Here is a 16,333-nt window from a genome sequence, read left to right on the forward strand (position 1 = left end):
TCAGCCTCCCAACGCGTTTCGCACAATGAAATAGAAAACGGGCGCGAACATCAGCAGCGCGTCAATGCGATCAAGAACTCCGCCGTGCCCTGGAAGGAGGGAAGACATATCTTTCAGACCGACCTCACGCTTAATGAGCGACTCAAGCAAATCCCCCAGAGTGCCAATAAAAGCTGCAGCAATACCAGCGATAACACCCCACCACCACTGGGCGCCCAGCAGAATAAAACAGATAATGCCAGCGGTGACAGCCGCCGTCACGGAACCGGCAAATCCCTCCCAAGATTTTTTCGGCGATAAACGCGGCGCCATAGGATGCTTACCGAAAAGAATGCCTGCGCCCCAACCGCCCAAATCATTGGCTGTCGCTAAAAGGACAAGCAAACCAACCAGCCAGGCTGAGTTAAACTCTCGCAGCATCAGCAAAAGAAACGCGGCGAAGAAGGGGACATAGACGATGGCAAACACCGAAGCCACGATGTCGTGGATGCGATTCTGCTGAGAAGAATCAACCAAACGCCAGGCAGTTGCAGCAAATACCGTCAGATACGTGGCAACCAATGTTGCTTCCACACCAAGCATCCACGCGCAGGTAAGGATACCAACGGTACCGAGGTAAATCGGCGGCATCGACAGGTGAATACCCACCCGCGCGAAAGCGCCCGCCAGTTCCCACACTCCTGCCACGCACATGAGTGCGGCGAAAACAACAAAAAGTGGTGGGAAGAAAATCAGTGAGCCCGCAACAGCAACAATTAACACCGCTGCTGTTCCTACAGCAGCGGGAAGATTACGCCCGGCGCGGCCCGTCGCGGGAAGAGGAGGTCTCTCCACGGTAGGAGCCGGGGAGAGAACCTTCCCTACAACGCGAGTAACAGAAGAATCACTCATCAGATGGTGAGAAGCTCAGTCTCCTTGGCGGAGAGCAGTTCGTCGATCTGCTCCACGCGTGCCTTAGTGAGGGATTCGAGGGATTTTTCGGCGCGTTCGACTTCGTCCTCGCCAGCCTCGCCATCCTTCTTCAGGCGATCGAGCTGTTCCTTCGCCTTACGACGCACGCCGCGCACAGACACACGGGCATCCTCAGCCTTGGACTTGGCCTGCTTCACGTAGTCACGGCGGCGTTCCTCAGTCAGAGCAGGAAGCACAACACGCACAACATTGCCGTCATCAGTGGGGTTCACGCCAAGGTCAGACTCGCGCAGTGCGCGGATGATCTCAGCAACAGCACCGCGATCGAAAGGAGAGATCAAAACGGTGCGTGCCTCGGGAATCTGGAAGGAAGCAAGCTGCTGCATTGGCGTCGGAGCGCCGTAGTAGTCGACCATGATCTGCTGGAACATGCCCGGGTTTGCGCGGCCGGTGCGGATGTTACCAAAGTCGTTACGAGCCACCTCAACGGCTCGATCCATCTTGTCCTCTGCTTCAAGCAGAATATCGTCGATCACTGCTGCTCCTTCTGTTTGTCAGGTGCGACGGAAACAAGCGTACCGATTTCTTCGCCCATAAGGGCTGCGGTCACGTTTCCTGGTTCATTCATACCAAAGATTCGCATATTGAGGCCGTTTTCCTGACTCAGAGCGAATGCAGCGGCATCAACTACTTTAAGGCCTTGAGCCAGCGCGTCACTATAAGAGACGTAGGTGAGTTTACGGGCATCAGGGTTAGTGCGTGGATCATCGGTGTAAACACCATCCACACCGTTCTTCGCCACTAACAGCTCCGTGCAGTGTGTTTCCAACGCTCGTTGAGCCGAAACCGTATCCGTCGAGAAGAACGGCATACCAGCACCGGCACCGAATACAACGACACGGCCCTTCTCCATGTGACGAATTGCTCGCAAGGGAATGTAGGGCTCAGCAACCTGCTGCATCCCAATGGCACTCTGCACGCGGCATGGCACACCCGCCTGTTCAATGAAGTCTTGGAGGGCAAGAGCATTCATGACGGTGCCGAGCATACCCATGTAGTCGGCGCGAGAACGGTCAAGGCCTGAGCGTGAAAGCTCTGCGCCGCGGAAGAAGTTGCCTCCACCCACCACGACAGCGACCTGAATACCTTTGCGGACGGCCTCAGCGATCTGCTGGGCAATATTACGAACAACGGAAGGGTCAAGGCCGATAGAGCCACCGCCGAAAGCCTCACCAGAGACTTTCAGCAGCACGCGACGCGGCGTGGGGGCGGACATATGTACTCCTTTGTGCATGCTCGACGCTAGATGGAGACTGGCCGTGGAGGGTTTTCACCAAAGGCCATTGGGGTTCCCGCTGCGTAAGAGGCGAACCCCTAGAGATAAAAATACTGTGTGAATATCCTGGGTGCCAATGAAGGCCCCGCCAAAAGGCGGGGCCTTCATGTGGAGTGATCAGGCGCCGACGTGTACGCGAACGAACTCGGTGACGGTGCCGTTTACCTCAGTGAGAACCTTGCCAACGGTCTTGGAAGGATCACGAGCGTAGTCCTGGTCCACCAGGCAGTTGTCCTTGAAGTAGGCGTTGAGGCGGCCCTCAACGATCTTAGGAACGATAGCCTCGGGCTTCCCCTCTTCGAGGGTAATCTTCTCGAGGGTAGCGCGTTCCTTCTCCAGGACGTCAGCGGGGACGGAGTCACGGTCAAGGTAAGCGGGCATGTAGGCGGCCACGTGCATAGCGATGTCGTGGGCGACGGAAGCGCCGTTGGCATCGGTCACGACGAACACGCCAACCTGCGGGGGCAGGTCGGGGCTGGTCTGGTGCAGGTAGAGGTCAACGTTTTCGCCCTCAACGCGCACGAGGCGGCGAGCCTCGATCTTTTCGCCGATGACGGCGGCCATACCGTTGATGCCGTCCTGAACGGTCTCGCCATTCAGGGGAGCAGCCAAGAGAGCGTCGAGGTCTGCTGCTTCGGCGGCAACAGCGGCTTCGAGAACGCTCTGAGCGAAGTCGATGAACTTCTGGTTCTTGGCAACGAAGTCGGTCTCGGAGTTGAGCTCAACCATGTAGCCAACCTTGCCGTCAACGACGGTGGCGGCCAGCAGGCCTGCGGAGGCAACGCGGCCTTCGCGCTTGGAGAGGGACTTGAGGCCCTTGAGGCGGATGATTTCGAGCGCCTTCTCAGCGTCGCCGTCAGCCTCGGTAAGAGCGTTCTTGACGTCCATCATGCCGGCGCCGGTCTGCTCGCGCAGCGCCTTGACATCAGCAGCGGTGAAGTTCGCCATTGGTGTCGATCCTTTCAGGAAAGTTCTGGTCAGGCCTGGGGTGCTTCAGCTGCTTCTTCAGCAGCGGGAGCTTCGGTGGTCTCGCCTTCGAGGAGCTCGCGCTCCCACTCAGCCAGAGGCTCAGCTGCGGGTGCAGCTTCTTCACCGGTGGGCTTGCGGGTTGCGGAGCGAGCCAGGAGGCCCTCAGCAACAGCGTCAGCAATCACGCGGGTCAGCAGGGCGACGGCGCGGATAGCGTCGTCGTTGCCGGGGATACGGTAGTCGACCTCGTCAGGATCGGCGTTGGTGTCGAGGATGGCGACGATGGGGATGTTGAGCTTACGAGCTTCGGAAACAGCGAGGTGTTCCTTCTTGGGGTCAACGATCCACACGGCGGAGGGAACCTTAGCCATGTCGCGGATGCCGCCGAGGGTGCGAGCGAGCTTGTCCTTCTCGCGGCTCATCATGAGCAGTTCCTTCTTGGTGTGGCCGGAAGAGGCAACATCTTCGAAGTCGATCTGCTCGAGCTCCTTGAGGCGCTGGAGACGCTTAGCAACGGTGGAGAAGTTGGTGAGCATACCCCCCAGCCAGCGGTGGTTCACGTAGGGCATGCCAACGCGGGATGCCTGCTCAGCGACAGTTTCCTGAGCCTGCTTCTTGGTACCAACGAAAAGAATGGTGCCGCCGTGAGCGACGGTCTGCTTGACGAAGTCGAACGCAATGTCGATGTCAGCGATGGTCTGCTGCAGGTCAATGATGTAGATGCCATTGCGCTCGGTCAGAATGAAGCGCTTCATCTTGGGGTTCCAACGACGGGTCTGGTGACCGAAGTGGACGCCAGAGTCCAGGAGCTGGCGCATGGTGACGACTGCCATGAATCGTCCTTTCCCCTGCGCATAGCACAGGTTTGGGGGCTGTAAAGCCCGTCTTTCGGTTTTTTGCTCGTTCCGGAAGTCCCGGTAAGAGCCCTGGTGCCACAGCCGACCACCACCCCGAAGGGACCTGAGGCAGTCGTGCTCCGTCCTACTCAAGCCAGTCGGCACGGTGCCGGTGGTGTAGACGCGGTAATGACACGCGAAGTCATCTGTTCTGCCCTATTTGTACGATTCGGACAGTCCAGACGCTCGATCTAGTCTAGTCGATGCTATGGCCTGCTTCGAGCACGCTTCTTGTGACACGGCTCCCACTCTCCCTTCCCTATCCACAGCTTCATCGTGGGATTTGGGATATCCACAGCCCTGCTGTCATCTTTCGGGCATTGTCCGCGCACCACGCACAGTGAAGGTATGGACACTCAGCACTCTTACTTTCGTTCGCCTCTCCACCGCGTGGGCATGATTCTCTGTGCAACGCTGTTCTTTCTTGCAGTCTTCTCCCCCGCTGCCGCAGCGCTCTTTTCCGTTGACGAGGCCACTGCGGAGGGTCCTTCGCGTACTCCCTGGCGTTGGCCCAGTGGCATCCCTGTCGCAGTCACACGCCCTTTTGAACCACCTTCACAGGATTGGCTCGCAGGACACCGCGGTGTAGATCTGGCACTCCCTGTCGCTTCCGAGGTGCACTCCCCTGCTGCTGGCACGATCACCTTTGCTGGGCGTCTAGTGGATCGCAATGTGGTAGTCATTGAGCACGATCATCGAAGATCAACCTTTGAACCAGTAGCGCCTCTTGTCTCTTTGGGAGAATCAGTAGCGGCCGGTCAAGTTATTGGCACGGTAGAGGATGGCCATGTGCCCGGCCCTTTGCATTGGGGCGTGAAGGTTGGAGCAAAAAAGTACCTCGATCCGCTACGGCAACTGCTCTCTCCTATTGTGCTCAAGCCGTGGTGAGCACAATCCGACCAGGGTTGCTGGCCCGCAGGCTACTTGCCTTTCAGGCTCGTGGATGTGCTTGTAAGTAGATCTCTGACAGGCGTTTGGCATCGACGTGGGTGTAGCGCTGCGTTGTCGCCAGGGAGGCGTGTCCGAGGATTTCTTGAACCGCCCGTAAATCGGCACCTCCTTGAAGAAGATGCGTGGCAGCAGTGTGTCGAAGCGCGTGAGGGGCAAGATCTTTTACTCCGGCCTTGGCAGTCATGTCATGGACAACGGCACGCACTGTACGAGGGTCGATGCGGCCCCCTCGTTTCCCAAGGAAGAGGGCCTGACCAGAGTGCTCGACCTGAAGGTGTGGGCGTCCTCGTGTCAGCCACGCCTGCCACGCTCGAAGGGCAACGTCTCCGATCGGCACAACGCGCTCTTTATTTCCCTTACCGATGACACGAACAGTGCTCGTCGACTGATTAAGCGCGGTCGTATTCAGGGCGCAAAGTTCACTGACACGCACACCAGCGCTGTAGATGAGTTCGAGCATTGCCCAGTCTCTTAAAGCAATCGCAAGCAGCTTCTCTTGCTCTTTCCCGACCTGCTGTTGCTCAGGATTCTGTCCGCTCTCATCGGGCTGGTCAACAAGAGCGGCCGCATGATCAAGAAGTCGGGCAGCACTCTCAACATCAACAACCTCAGGGAGGCGTTGATCAGGGCGAGGGGAAATCAGCAGGGCCGATGGATCGCTGGTGAGGAAGCCACGGTGGTGAGCCCAAGCGCAGAAAGATCGTAAGGATGAGGTCTTGCGAGCTGCAGTAGAGCGGGTTGCCCCCTGAGCAAGAGTGGAGGAAAGCCAAGAACGCAGCGCGCGAGTTGTCAAAAGGTCCTCTAGCGGGCTTTCTTTCCCTCCCCGTTCTCGGATGAAACTTAGACATGCCCGCAGGTCAGCCTCGTACGCGCGCAGAGTCTGCGGTGAAAGCCCCTTACTATCAGCGAGGAAAGCCAGCCACTGTTGAAGGAGACGTTCATCTTCATCGGCTAATAGGGTTTTTGGCGCGCCCGCTTTCTTGTCCATGCGCGCGTGGGACGTCGGCAAAGCATAACCACCCGCTGTACGAGGCTGTCGTGACATGTCGCCAGTGTAGCTGCCCCCTATAGTGTTAGCTCACCGCCCTTCGACGCCAGCCAGAAGCACTGGAAGTCACCCATCCTGCTAGTTCGAGGCCCGCGAGCGCGGCGAGCGTTTCGCGTTCTGACAGTCCGCAGGCTCGTGTGAGTCGTTCGAGGCTGGCGCTACTTCGCTGTGGGAGTGCTTCCCAGACGCGACGCTGCGCGGGCGGAAGGGCGTTGCTACCTTCGTCGCGGGCGACGGGTGCTCCGAAGAGTTCATCGCTGAGTGTGGGGGCGAGTGGGCCAATGAGTTCTTGGACGTCTTGGGCATGCCGGATGAGTGTGGCTCCGTTGCGGATGAGCTCGTTACTGCCTGCTGCCATCTCAGCGCCGACAGGGCCGGGGACAGCACCGACGGGCAGGCCAAGTTCCATGGCGCGGCGGGCGGTGGCGAGTGCTCCTGACCGTCTGCCTGCTTCGACGACGATGGTTGCTTCGCTCAGCGCTGCGATAAGGCGATTGCGGGCGAGAAAGCGCCATTTCGCGGGTCTCCACTGCGGAGGAGATTCGGAGATGATGGCCCCTCGGCCTGCGAGGATTCGGCTAAAGATCTGCTCATGGGCTTTGGGGTAAAGCTCGGCCACTCCCCCGGCCATGACGGCGACGGTTCGTCCATCGGCAGCGAGTGCGCCGCTGTGGGCTGCGATATCGATGCCGTAGGCACCGCCGGAGATCACGGTGAGGGTGTCTTGTCCGAGGTCACAAGCAAGGTCTGAGGCGACGCGGGTTCCGTAATGGGTACTGGCTCGCGCTCCGACAATGGCAACGCCGGGTTGAGCAGGGAGTGATCCAAGAACCCATAATGCGACTGGTTCTTCCGGTCCCAGGCGGCGCAATCCTTGGGGCCATTGTTCCATGCTCGGGGTGAGGAGGTGCCCGCCAAGTCCTTCGAGTATTCCCAGGTCTTCATCGGGGCGAGCTTGGAGCGCGCGAGGTTTCCACCGTTCCCAGCATTGCTGCCAGGAGGCTTGCCGTGCTGTCTCTCCTGCGATGTGAGCCGGTAGGGGGAGCGGCTGGTCGGCCATGACCCACTGGTAGGCTTCATCGTCGCCTAATGCGTTGCGTAACGCGGAAGCGTGTGCGTCCCCCGGTTCGATGATGGCGCTCCACCATGCGGCATACCACCAGTGTGGGCGTTCAGGCATATTCGTGTCCTCCTCCGCTTCGTAGTGCCAGGGCTTCACCCATGTCTGCCATATCGGGGTGGGCTCTGCCGTCGAGATCAGCGAGGGTCCACATGAGGCGTAGTACTCTGTCGGCTCCGCGCATCGAGAGAATCCCTCGTTCGATGGAGTCATCAAGATTGCCTAAAAGTTCCTTTGGGAGAGGCGTGTGTTGTCGGATCCATGTGCCGGGCAGTTCAGTATTGAGGCGCCAGGGAGTGTCTCGAAGGCGCACCCCCATACGTTCGCGGGCTTGCATGACACGTTCTTTAACGCGTGCGGATTCTTCGATGGTGCCTTCAGCGAGATCGGCGCGTGTGGGAGTGCGCATGGGGACGGTAATGTCAATGCGGTCCCGGAGAGGGCCGGATAGGCGCGCGTGGTAGCGGCGTCGTTCAATGGATGAGCAGGTGCATTGTTTGACTCGCGCGCCGCTATTACCGCATGGGCAGGGGTTCGAGGCAAGAACGAGTTGGAAGCGAGCAGGGTAAGAGGTGTGTCCCCGGGCTCGGTGAATTGACACGCGTCCTTCTTCGAGAGGCTGCCGCAGAGCGTCCAACACTGAGGGAGCAAATTCTGGAGCTTCGTCAAGCAGGAGCACTCCCCCGTGAGCAAGAGAAACAGCGCCGGGCCGTGGCACCTGTGCCCCGCCCCCAATCATTGCTGGCATGGTCATCGAGTGGTGGGGTGTACAGATGGGAGGTCTGCGGATGAGGCCTCCGTCGCCACCGAGTATGCCCGCTACTGAATGAATAGCTGTGGTGGTCAGCGCCGTTCGATCATCCAAGTCCGGCAAAATACTGGGCAGCCTAAGTCCCAGCATGGTTTTACCCGCGCCAGGTTCTCCGAGGAAATGAATGTGGTGGCCGCCTGCTGCCGCGACTTCGAGGGCGCGTCGGCCTCGGCTTTGACCGCGAACATCTGCTAGATCAAGAGGACCCTGCTCAGCGTGGACGCCTGCTCCTGTGGCACGCGAAAGTGCCGTCTCCCCTCCAAGAAGTGCGGGGACTTCTGCTTTCCCACCCGCCCAGATGATGACCTCAGCCACGTGAGAAAAGGACATGATGTCAATACCTGGAACAAGTTCAGCCTCACGCGCATTTGCCACCGGAACAATCGCTCGCGTGATCCCTCGGTCTGCGGCTGCCATGAGTGCTGGGAGAATACCCGTCACCGGTCGAATCGAACCATCAAGACCTAATTCCCCAACAAGTACGCATCCTTCGAAGGGAGAGGCATCGACCTGCCTGTTCGCGATAAGCACCGATAAGGCAATCGCGAGATCAAAACCTGAGCCGGATTTCGGAAGCCCTGCCGGTGAAAGGTTCACGGTTACACGTCGATCAGGAACGTCCAGGCTGCATGATTGGAGTGCTGAGCGCACGCGTTCCTTCGATTCACGTAGGGAGGCGTCAGGCAAGCCCACTAGGGTGAAGGCCACGAGGCCCCTGCCAACATGCGATTCGACTTCCACGACGTGACCGTCAATACCCACCAGAGCAACCGCTAAGGTCGTCGCGATAGTTGAGCTCACGCTGCCACCGCCTTTTCCCAGTGAATACTTGCCTGGGAGGAAACAAGATCACACGCCATCTCGCCAGCGGAGATAAGCTCACGCATGCTTTCAGGCAAAGTCAAAGCGATGACGTCAATACGTACGTGCCGTTTGTGCTCCTGCGTGGCGAGCCACGCCGCAGCAAGGCGGCGAAGTCGAGCGTACTTTCGAGCGTCAATAGAGGCAAAGGCTGAACCATGTGAATTGCCGATCCGCGTGCGTACTTCAACAACGACGTAGCATCCCGCAGCGGGATCGGCTGCAATAATGTCAAGCTCGCCGCGCCGCCCATCGCGCCAATTTTGTTCCAGAATATGCAGCCCCTGCGTGCTTAAAAGATCAACGGCGATGGCCTCGCCGATCGCGCCTAGGCGCGTCTTATGCGATGAGCCCGCAGACGCTGCGCTTACATTGTCTGAGTTGGCCTGTTGTGTCCTGACGTGTTCTATGTTCATGTCGTCCTCCCATCCCTACTGTTTCAGGAAGGTGAGAGCAGACAAAAAGGCCGGACCTCTACCTGTGGATAGAGGTCCGGCAGCGTATAACCTGTGGATAACGCCCGTAAAGTAAGGGGCTCTTGGAGGTTACAAGGCGTCGTAGTCAGGTTTGGAGAGTTCTTCGACGTTGACATCCTTGTAGGTAATCACCCGAACAGACTTCACAAACCGAGATGAACGGTAGATGTCCCACACCCACGCATCTGTCAATGTCAGCTCATAGAAGACATCACTGCCCATGGGTCGGGCCTGAATATCGACCTTGTTGCACAAGTAGAAGCGTCGTTCGGTTTCGACAACGTAGCTAAATAAGCCGATCACATCGCGATATTCACGGAAAAGATCAAGCTCAAGCGTGTTCTCGTAGTTCTCAATATCGTCACTACTCATCGCTGTTCCATCCTTTCTGCGGAACCTTCCGCGGGCTTTTCACCCCTGTGAGAGAGGTGTCGCCTCCGTGCGTACTCAAGTCGGCGTCTACTCTGCGGCTACGTCAGCGGGGTTCGATTCCGGGAAGCTTCCATGAGCGCCGGTGAAAGGTGCTCGCCCCCAAGCGGCGAAGACCGTCCACATGCGCGGCAGCGGCATACCCCTTATTCGACGCCCACCCGTAGCCGGGATCCTCTTGCGCAACCATCAGAGCATCCCGTTCCACCTTAGCCAGAACAGAGGCAGCCGCCACCACGGCACACGTCATGTCGGCTTTTACCTGTGTTCTCACAGGCGGAGTGGCATACCCTTTAGCCCGCCATTGCTGATCCGCTGGCATTTCAGAGGCTAGCGAAATAAGGTCGGCGTGAGGTTCGGTCAGCCAATCATGGATGCCATCCAAAATAATCACATCAGGCAGCGCAACATGCTCTCCCCCGATGGCCTGTAAAAGTGCCCTCTGGCCAGCCAGACGAAGCCCGCCGACAATGCCGAAAGCATCAATCTCTCCAGGAAAGGCATGCCCGACACCTGAGGCGCGCACCCATTGGCGAATCGGCTCACACAGGGCCACACGTTTGGCTGGTGTCAACAGCTTGGAGTCAGTCAAACCAACAGGTGGTTCCCCACAGTCAGTATCAACGAGGGCGACACCGACACTGACGGGACCTGCGAGGGCGCCGCGACCGACCTCGTCCATCCCCGCAACAAAACGGCGCCCATTCAGCAGAGAAAGTTCCAGTTCACGCGTAGCGAGGACAGTCATTGCGGATCGGGAATATGGGCAAAGACATCACGATCCCCCAGGCCACGCCAATGGTCAGAAGGCCATATGACAGCGTTCGCACGACCAACAATCGCACTCAGAGGAATAAACGGATTCTGTGCATTTTCCATGTGGTAGCGCGAATCCGAGGAGTTCGAACGATTGTCACCCATCACCCATACATGTCCCTCAGGAACAACAACATCAAAGGACACTGTCGATGGAAGAGTGCCCGGAGGCAGGTAGGGTTCTGTCACCTCAACGCCATTGACTGAGATCTTATTCGAGGCTGAACAACACTCCACGCGGTCTCCTGGCATACCGATGACACGCTTGACGAGGATTTGCTTGCCATCAGCGGGAACAAAACCAGAGAACTCACCGATTTTGCGAATGAAAGCGGCAACGCCCGTGGAGCCATCTGGTGCAAGCCAGCCATTGGCATCGTCAAAGACCACCACATCTCCGCGTTGAACATCCCCCACCCATGCAGAGATACGGGAAACAGAAATACGGTCGTTCACGCTTAAGGTGTCTGCCATTGAAGGGGAAGGAATCCAGAAAACCTGAATGATAAAAGCGCGTAGCAAAGCCGAGACGCAAAAGGCAACGAGCAGAATAATGCCGATTTCCCGTAACCATGCCAGGGGGCTACGTCGGGCGGCGCGTTCGCGTGCGATTGCTTCCCGCCGTGACGGCAGATGCATCGGAGCTCGTCCCGGAAGTTGTGCGCTCATAGTGGTTTCCCTTCTTCGACCAACTGCAGACGGCTACGCATAGGGTGAAGGCCCGGCATCCCGAAAGGATACCGGGCCTTGCCGCTATACGCAGATTGCCACTACGCAGCTCAGTTGAAGCGACGCTCCTTGATCTTGGCTGCCTTGCCGTGACGATCACGCAGGTAGTACAGCTTCGCGCGGCGAACGTCACCACGGGTGACGATCTCGATGTGATCGATGGTGGGGGCGTGCAGCGGGAAAGTACGCTCGACGCCAACACCGAAGGAGATCTTACGAACGGTGAAGGTCTCGGAAACGCCGTGGCCGCGGCGAGCCAGGACAACACCCTGGAACACCTGAATACGGGAACGGGAACCTTCAATAACCTTCACGTGCACCTTAACGGTGTCACCGGCGCGGAAAGACGGGAGGTCCTCGCGCAGCGATGCTGCATCGACGGCATCCAGCTTCTGCATGTCTACTCCTTAACGCACCTGCCGCAGGTCAGTTACGTCAAAATACGGCAGGTCTATGCCTGCGGTGTACTGACGGTGTGACGCCATGGCGGCCCCCTGCGGCAGGTAACGCCCCGTCACACCAGTTTCCCAGTCTGCCACATCTCCCCTACACCCCCCAAGAGGTGGGAAGAAATTTAGGGCTTCGCCACCGTGATATTACGCACGAAGACATCGTCAATATTGGCAACTTCGCCCACCATAAAGGTTCGTCTGCCAGCTACCTTAAAGCCATGCCTGCGGTAAAAAGCTCGCGCGCGCTTATTGGCAATATTCGTGCCCAGCACAACTTGAGAGTTGCGGGCACACGAGGAAACATCCGCCACGGCCCGCTCAAGGAGAGCACCAGCAATGCCCGAACCATGCCACTCAGGAGCGACATAGCACTTCGAGAGGTAAGCCGCGCCGCGTTCAATCTTTCCCGGACGCACCATGTCATTTGGGGTGCCATCTGGGCCTCCCAGAATGGTCAAGGTGTAGCCCAAAAGCTGATTGTCCTCCTTCGCGCGGGCCACCCAAATGCGGTAGTCGGCAGGATTGTCGAGCATACGAGTGAACTCAGCGACGTTGAGATTCTCTGCAATGAAAGCATCGATCGCCTCCTGCCCCAGATGCTCAGGGCAGGCCAAGGGGAAGGTTCGCGCAGCAAACCTCGATAATTCTTCGGCTTCCGTGGCACGCGCCAGACGCAAACGAATCTGAGCATAGCGCGGGTAAAGCACCGTTCCGGCTCCCGCAAGGACCTCACGGTCAACTATCGAAAGAGTATCCGGGTCTAGCGCACGCACCATATCGGGGCGGCGGGTCGCTGTGCGGATAAGAGCGCGCTCACGCCTCCACCGTTCAATGGCAGCGTGATCGCCACCCAGAAGAACCGCGGGCACCTCGGATCCTCGCCAGGTCTTTGGGCGGGTATAAGCCGGATATTCCAGTAAGCCCAACTCTGAATGTGACTCTTCTACGATGGATTCTTGATTGCCCATGAAACCGTCAAGCAGGCGGCCCACAGCTTCAATGAGGACCATCGCGGCTACTTCCCCACCGTTGAGAACGTAATCCCCGATGGAGAACTCACACACCTCGTATTCCTCGGCGCGATAGTGGTCGGCAACTCGTTGATCAATTCCTTCGTAGCGGCCGCACGCAAAGACAATCTGGTCAGCGCGCGCCAAATCCTCGGCCATTTTCTGTGTAACCGGCACACCCGAAGGCGTCGGAATAGCAAGAACACGGCGCTCATGATGGAGGCTGCGCGCATGATTGAGGCCATCATCGTCAAGGAAATCAGCATCGTGAGCGGCGAAAGCATCCGCATGTGGAAGCGGAGCAGCAAGGACATCGTCCAAGGCTTTGCCCCACACATCAGGACGCATGACCATGCCCGCGCCGCCACCATATGGAGTGTCATCGACGCTGCGGTGCTTATCCTCCGTCCAGTTCCGAAGGTCGTGCACGTGGACGTCAATAAGGCCAGCATCACGGGCCTTCCCCATTAGCGACAGGTCAAGGGGGGCGAAAAAGTCAGGGAAGATCGTCAGAAGATCAAATCGCATCGTCAGTGATCCTGTCAGTCGCGGGTGCTGACGAAGTCGTCGTCAAAGAGCCCTCCGGGTGCGTCAATGACAACAATGCCCGACTCAATATCAACAACGGGGACAATCTGGTGAACAAAGGGCACCATCACTGTTCGCCCCTCGTAACGAACGAGAAGAAGGTCTTGTGCGCTTCCCGTTTGAAGGCCCGAGACTTCCCCAAGGGATTCACCCTCGGGGGTTTGCGCAGCTAAACCGACAAGCTGATGCGGATACCACGCGTTGTCCTCCTCATGTTCTTCGGTCAGGAGGATGACGCCACGGGCTGACTCGGCATCTTCGCGGGAAAGGATTTCATCAAAAAGCGCCAAGGTGCGTCCCTTGTGTTGGCGAAGTCCGACAATGGTCAGCGTCGGTAAGTCAGAAGAATCCGTGTCGAAGACTGCTCCGGGGACAACCAGGTCAGCGGCATCGGTACGAATATCAAGTAGGACCTCTCCGCGTAGTCCATGAGCAGGACCAATGATGGCGGCGGTCAGGTTCATGTGGGACTCCCCTAGTTATGGTGACGCTGGCCTATGTGAAAAGAACGCAACGTGCGCTGTCATCAACATCAAGTGTACTTGGGCACTTTGACACTGCAGGAAAAGTAGAAACAACATATCCCAGACATGCCTGTGGGCTGGAGGTATTCCTCCAGCCCACAGGCATGTCTGATTGTGATCAGTCTGAGATGCTCGAGTCACTCACGATCGGTGTCGACGACGTCAACGCGAATCGGTCCGCGCGTTGAAAGCGCACCCATGACAGTGCGCAGCGCGCGTGCCGTACGGCCGTTGCGTCCGATAACGCGCCCGAGGTCATCGGGGTTGACCCGAACCTCAAGGAGCTGTCCCTTACGCATGGAGCGCTTGGAGACGCGCACGTCATCAGGATTGTCAACGATGCCGCTTACCAGGTGTTCCAACGCGTCAGCGAGCATGATCAGGCTTCCTCAGTCGCCTCGGTAGCCTCGGCGGGCTCCTCAGCAGCTTCCTCAGCGGCGGCGGCCTCTTCGGCAGCCTTAGCAGCGGCTTCTTCAGCCTTCTTAGCGGAAGCGTCAGCCTTGCGCTTTTCAGCAGCAGACTCAGCGGCCTTGACAGCCTCAACGGCTTCGGCAGCCTTGTCGGTTTCGGCGACCTTCACGCGGGACACGGCATCAGCCTTGCCCTTGAACTTGGCGATATCGCCGGTGAGGACGAGCAGGTTACGAACCTGGTCGGAGGGCTGAGCGCCAACGCCGAGCCAGTACTGCGCACGCTCGGAATCAATCTTGATAACCGAGGGGTTGCGAGTGGGATCGTAAATGCCGACCTCTTCGATGACGCGGCCATCGCGCTTCTTGCGCGAGTCCACGACGACGACACGGTAGAAAGGTGCATGGATCTTGCCCATGCGCTTGAGACGAATGCGAACTGCCACTTGAGTGGTCACTCCTGTTTCAGATTGGTTTGGAAAGATGCACCGCTCCGGTGGGAACACGGTTCAGTGGTCTTTCCGGGACGCGACTGTCCTCGGTGAGAGGGCCCTCGGCAGTCGGGTACTGGGATATTCTGCCATGTTTTGGCGTGTTTCCCATAGTCCGCCCTCTCTATCCACCCCACCTTTTATGGTGGAATCGGTCACTTTTCTGCTGATGAACCAACGAAAGGGCACATAAGTCCCCATCTTCATAGAACGCTCCACGCCTTGTCGATGACCTGGCAACACGAAACAATGACCGCATGAGCTCTTATTCTATCGATCACCAATGCGCTCTTGTTGCTCGCGCCGCCGCCCTCAGTGTTGCACCATATCTGCGGTCGGTTGCGCGCACCGTGACATCTTTCGACACGAAGATGGACAGCCACGATCCTGTGACCGTCCACGATCGTTACGTTGAGGGTGTGCTTCACGAGATTCTGGGATTCTTTGCGCCGGGCTCGCGGGTGTTAGGTGAAGAGCAAGGCGAGGTCACTCTTACTTCCTCGACAGAGGACACTGCTCTGTCTGGCGAGGCCGCAGCCTTGGCACAGTTGGGCGACGCCGCTGAGGTTCACGAATTAGGCGACCGACTGAGGTGGATTGTCGACCCCATTGATGGCACCGCTAATTTCGCCTGCGGTATGGCCTACTTCGGCACCTCGATTGCTGCTGAGCTTGACGGGCAGATTATTGCCGGAGCAGTGAGTGTTCCTTTATTGCACGAGGTTTTCGTTGCCAACGCGACGCGCGCCTGGCATGAGGGTCCTTCAGGGACTACAGAGCTTCGCTCACAAGGGCCACGTTCTGAAAGCGAAGCTGTCCTTATTAGCTACTACCCCACCCGCAGGCTCTTGCATCAAGATCCTCTTCTTGCTGCTCAACGGGAGCAACGCCTCGTTGATGCTTATATGGCGACCAGGCGCTCTGGAGCCTGCGCTCTTGATCTGGCTCATATTGCCGCAGGTTGGCTGGGCGCCATGATTGGTACTGCTTTTAAGCCCTGGGATGTGGCCGCGGGTATTCACATGGTGCGCGTTGCTGGAGGCACGGTGCTCAACCTTCCGCTGCGCACCGATTGTGCCGATGGCTATGCGCCAGGTGTGGCGGCCTCTGTGGGGTCTTTTGATGCGGTGACGATTGAGGCTGTGTTGCGGGAGGAGCAAGCGTTCATAGATCCTATTTACTGACACTCCTTGCCAGCGAAAGACACTATCCCTAATATAAATTAGATGAGCCTAACTACCTCTGTGGAAACCAGGCATTCTCTGAGGGCGATCACCTCCCACCGTCGGGAGCGTATCGCCGTCCACACAGTCTTAGTTGAACCCAGCCTTGCTCTTAACGTACGGGTGCCTTTAGTTCGCTTCTTGGCTTTCCCATCACCGCAGTCTCTGCGGTCCCAACAAACAATAGGGTTCTCGCTGAACACAGTAGCGTTGTTCCCCAATCAGAAATGGGATATCTACGAGGATTCACTGCCATTCGAGGATTCTTCCACACCTATCCG

General features: G+C 58.0%; 20 protein-coding genes. 2 read left to right on the top strand and 18 right to left on the bottom strand.

What is annotated here, in order from left to right; all coding sequences use genetic code 11:
• The 5 genes from EII11_RS07010 to rpsB all read right to left on the bottom strand — a co-directional run bounded on the left by EII11_RS07010 (position 1) and on the right by rpsB (position 4,050).
• Positions 1–891 carry a phosphatidate cytidylyltransferase gene (locus EII11_RS07010; RefSeq protein ID WP_124870675.1) on the bottom strand — a complete coding sequence of 297 codons (891 nt, stop codon included), beginning with the start codon at positions 889–891 and terminating at the stop codon, positions 1–3.
• A complete protein-coding gene (gene frr / locus EII11_RS07015) occupies positions 891–1,448 on the bottom strand; it encodes a ribosome recycling factor (protein ID WP_124870677.1) in 558 nt (185 codons plus the stop codon). Before frr ends, EII11_RS07010 begins: the two co-directional genes overlap by 1 nt.
• On the bottom strand, positions 1,445–2,188 hold the full coding sequence (pyrH, locus tag EII11_RS07020; protein ID WP_124870680.1) for a UMP kinase: 744 nt from the start codon (positions 2,186–2,188) through the stop codon (positions 1,445–1,447). Before pyrH ends, frr begins: the two co-directional genes overlap by 4 nt.
• 177 nt (positions 2,189–2,365) lie before the next feature.
• Positions 2,366–3,196, bottom strand: coding sequence for a translation elongation factor Ts (gene tsf, locus EII11_RS07025; protein ID WP_124870683.1), 831 nt, complete (start codon positions 3,194–3,196; stop codon positions 2,366–2,368).
• A 29-nt stretch (positions 3,197–3,225) separates the two neighbouring features.
• Positions 3,226–4,050: a 30S ribosomal protein S2 gene (gene rpsB, locus EII11_RS07030; protein ID WP_124870686.1), complete on the bottom strand. Its 825-nt coding sequence runs from the start codon at positions 4,048–4,050 to the stop codon at positions 3,226–3,228.
• Between the two features lie 411 nt (positions 4,051–4,461).
• Between rpsB and EII11_RS07035 the strand changes: the two genes are divergently transcribed.
• Positions 4,462–5,001, top strand: coding sequence for a M23 family metallopeptidase (locus EII11_RS07035; protein WP_124870689.1), 540 nt, complete (start codon positions 4,462–4,464; stop codon positions 4,999–5,001).
• A gap of 43 nt (positions 5,002–5,044) precedes the next feature.
• Here EII11_RS07035 and EII11_RS07040 read toward each other — a convergent pair whose 3' ends face one another.
• The 13 genes from EII11_RS07040 to rpsP all read right to left on the bottom strand — a co-directional run bounded on the left by EII11_RS07040 (position 5,045) and on the right by rpsP (position 14,784).
• Positions 5,045–6,109 (bottom strand): tyrosine recombinase XerC, encoded by a 1,065-nt coding sequence (locus EII11_RS07040; protein ID WP_240623097.1) that lies wholly within the window; start codon positions 6,107–6,109, stop codon positions 5,045–5,047.
• A 28-nt stretch (positions 6,110–6,137) separates the two neighbouring features.
• The gene (dprA, locus tag EII11_RS07045) at positions 6,138–7,292 is read right to left on the bottom strand and encodes a DNA-processing protein DprA (protein ID WP_124870692.1); all 1,155 of its coding nucleotides are present in this window, start codon (positions 7,290–7,292) and stop codon (positions 6,138–6,140) included.
• Positions 7,285–8,844: a YifB family Mg chelatase-like AAA ATPase gene (locus EII11_RS07050; protein ID WP_124870695.1), complete on the bottom strand. Its 1,560-nt coding sequence runs from the start codon at positions 8,842–8,844 to the stop codon at positions 7,285–7,287. The genes dprA and EII11_RS07050 overlap by 8 nt, the downstream gene beginning before the upstream one ends.
• Complete coding sequence (locus EII11_RS07055; protein ID WP_124870698.1) at positions 8,841–9,320, bottom strand: YraN family protein; 480 nt, start codon at positions 9,318–9,320, stop codon at positions 8,841–8,843. The genes EII11_RS07050 and EII11_RS07055 overlap by 4 nt, the downstream gene beginning before the upstream one ends.
• A 129-nt stretch (positions 9,321–9,449) precedes the next feature.
• The gene (locus EII11_RS07060; RefSeq protein ID WP_124870701.1) at positions 9,450–9,752 is read right to left on the bottom strand and encodes a DUF2469 domain-containing protein; all 303 of its coding nucleotides are present in this window, start codon (positions 9,750–9,752) and stop codon (positions 9,450–9,452) included.
• 103 nt (positions 9,753–9,855) lie between these two features.
• On the bottom strand, positions 9,856–10,557 hold the full coding sequence (locus EII11_RS07065) for a ribonuclease HII (RefSeq protein ID WP_124870704.1): 702 nt from the start codon (positions 10,555–10,557) through the stop codon (positions 9,856–9,858).
• Positions 10,554–11,294, bottom strand: a complete 741-nt coding sequence (lepB, locus tag EII11_RS07070) for a signal peptidase I (RefSeq protein WP_124870707.1) — start codon at positions 11,292–11,294, stop codon at positions 10,554–10,556. Before lepB ends, EII11_RS07065 begins: the two co-directional genes overlap by 4 nt.
• Positions 11,295–11,404: 110 nt before the next feature.
• Entirely contained in the window at positions 11,405–11,752 is a 348-nt protein-coding gene (gene rplS / locus EII11_RS07075; RefSeq protein ID WP_124870710.1) for a 50S ribosomal protein L19, read from the bottom strand.
• Positions 11,753–11,761: 9 nt separating this feature from the next.
• Complete coding sequence (locus tag EII11_RS10905; protein WP_276310957.1) at positions 11,762–11,893, bottom strand: hypothetical protein; 132 nt, start codon at positions 11,891–11,893, stop codon at positions 11,762–11,764.
• 35 nt (positions 11,894–11,928) lie between these two features.
• The gene (gene trmD, locus EII11_RS07080; protein WP_124870713.1) at positions 11,929–13,344 is read right to left on the bottom strand and encodes a tRNA (guanosine(37)-N1)-methyltransferase TrmD; all 1,416 of its coding nucleotides are present in this window, start codon (positions 13,342–13,344) and stop codon (positions 11,929–11,931) included.
• A 14-nt stretch (positions 13,345–13,358) separates the two neighbouring features.
• On the bottom strand, positions 13,359–13,868 hold the full coding sequence (rimM, locus tag EII11_RS07085) for a ribosome maturation factor RimM (protein WP_124870716.1): 510 nt from the start codon (positions 13,866–13,868) through the stop codon (positions 13,359–13,361).
• A 197-nt stretch (positions 13,869–14,065) separates the two neighbouring features.
• Positions 14,066–14,305 carry an RNA-binding protein gene (locus tag EII11_RS07090; protein ID WP_124870720.1) on the bottom strand — a complete coding sequence of 80 codons (240 nt, stop codon included), beginning with the start codon at positions 14,303–14,305 and terminating at the stop codon, positions 14,066–14,068.
• A gap of 2 nt (positions 14,306–14,307) precedes the next feature.
• Entirely contained in the window at positions 14,308–14,784 is a 477-nt protein-coding gene (gene rpsP / locus EII11_RS07095; protein WP_124870723.1) for a 30S ribosomal protein S16, read from the bottom strand.
• A gap of 302 nt (positions 14,785–15,086) precedes the next feature.
• Here rpsP and EII11_RS07100 point away from each other — a divergent pair, with 302 nt between their 5' ends.
• Positions 15,087–16,013, top strand: a complete 927-nt coding sequence (locus EII11_RS07100; RefSeq protein WP_124870726.1) for an inositol monophosphatase family protein — start codon at positions 15,087–15,089, stop codon at positions 16,011–16,013.
• Positions 16,014–16,333 lie beyond the last annotated feature (320 nt).

The sequence above is a fragment of the Schaalia canis genome, from assembly GCF_003858455.1.
GTDB classification, from domain to species: Bacteria; Actinomycetota; Actinomycetes; order Actinomycetales; family Actinomycetaceae; genus Pauljensenia; species Pauljensenia canis.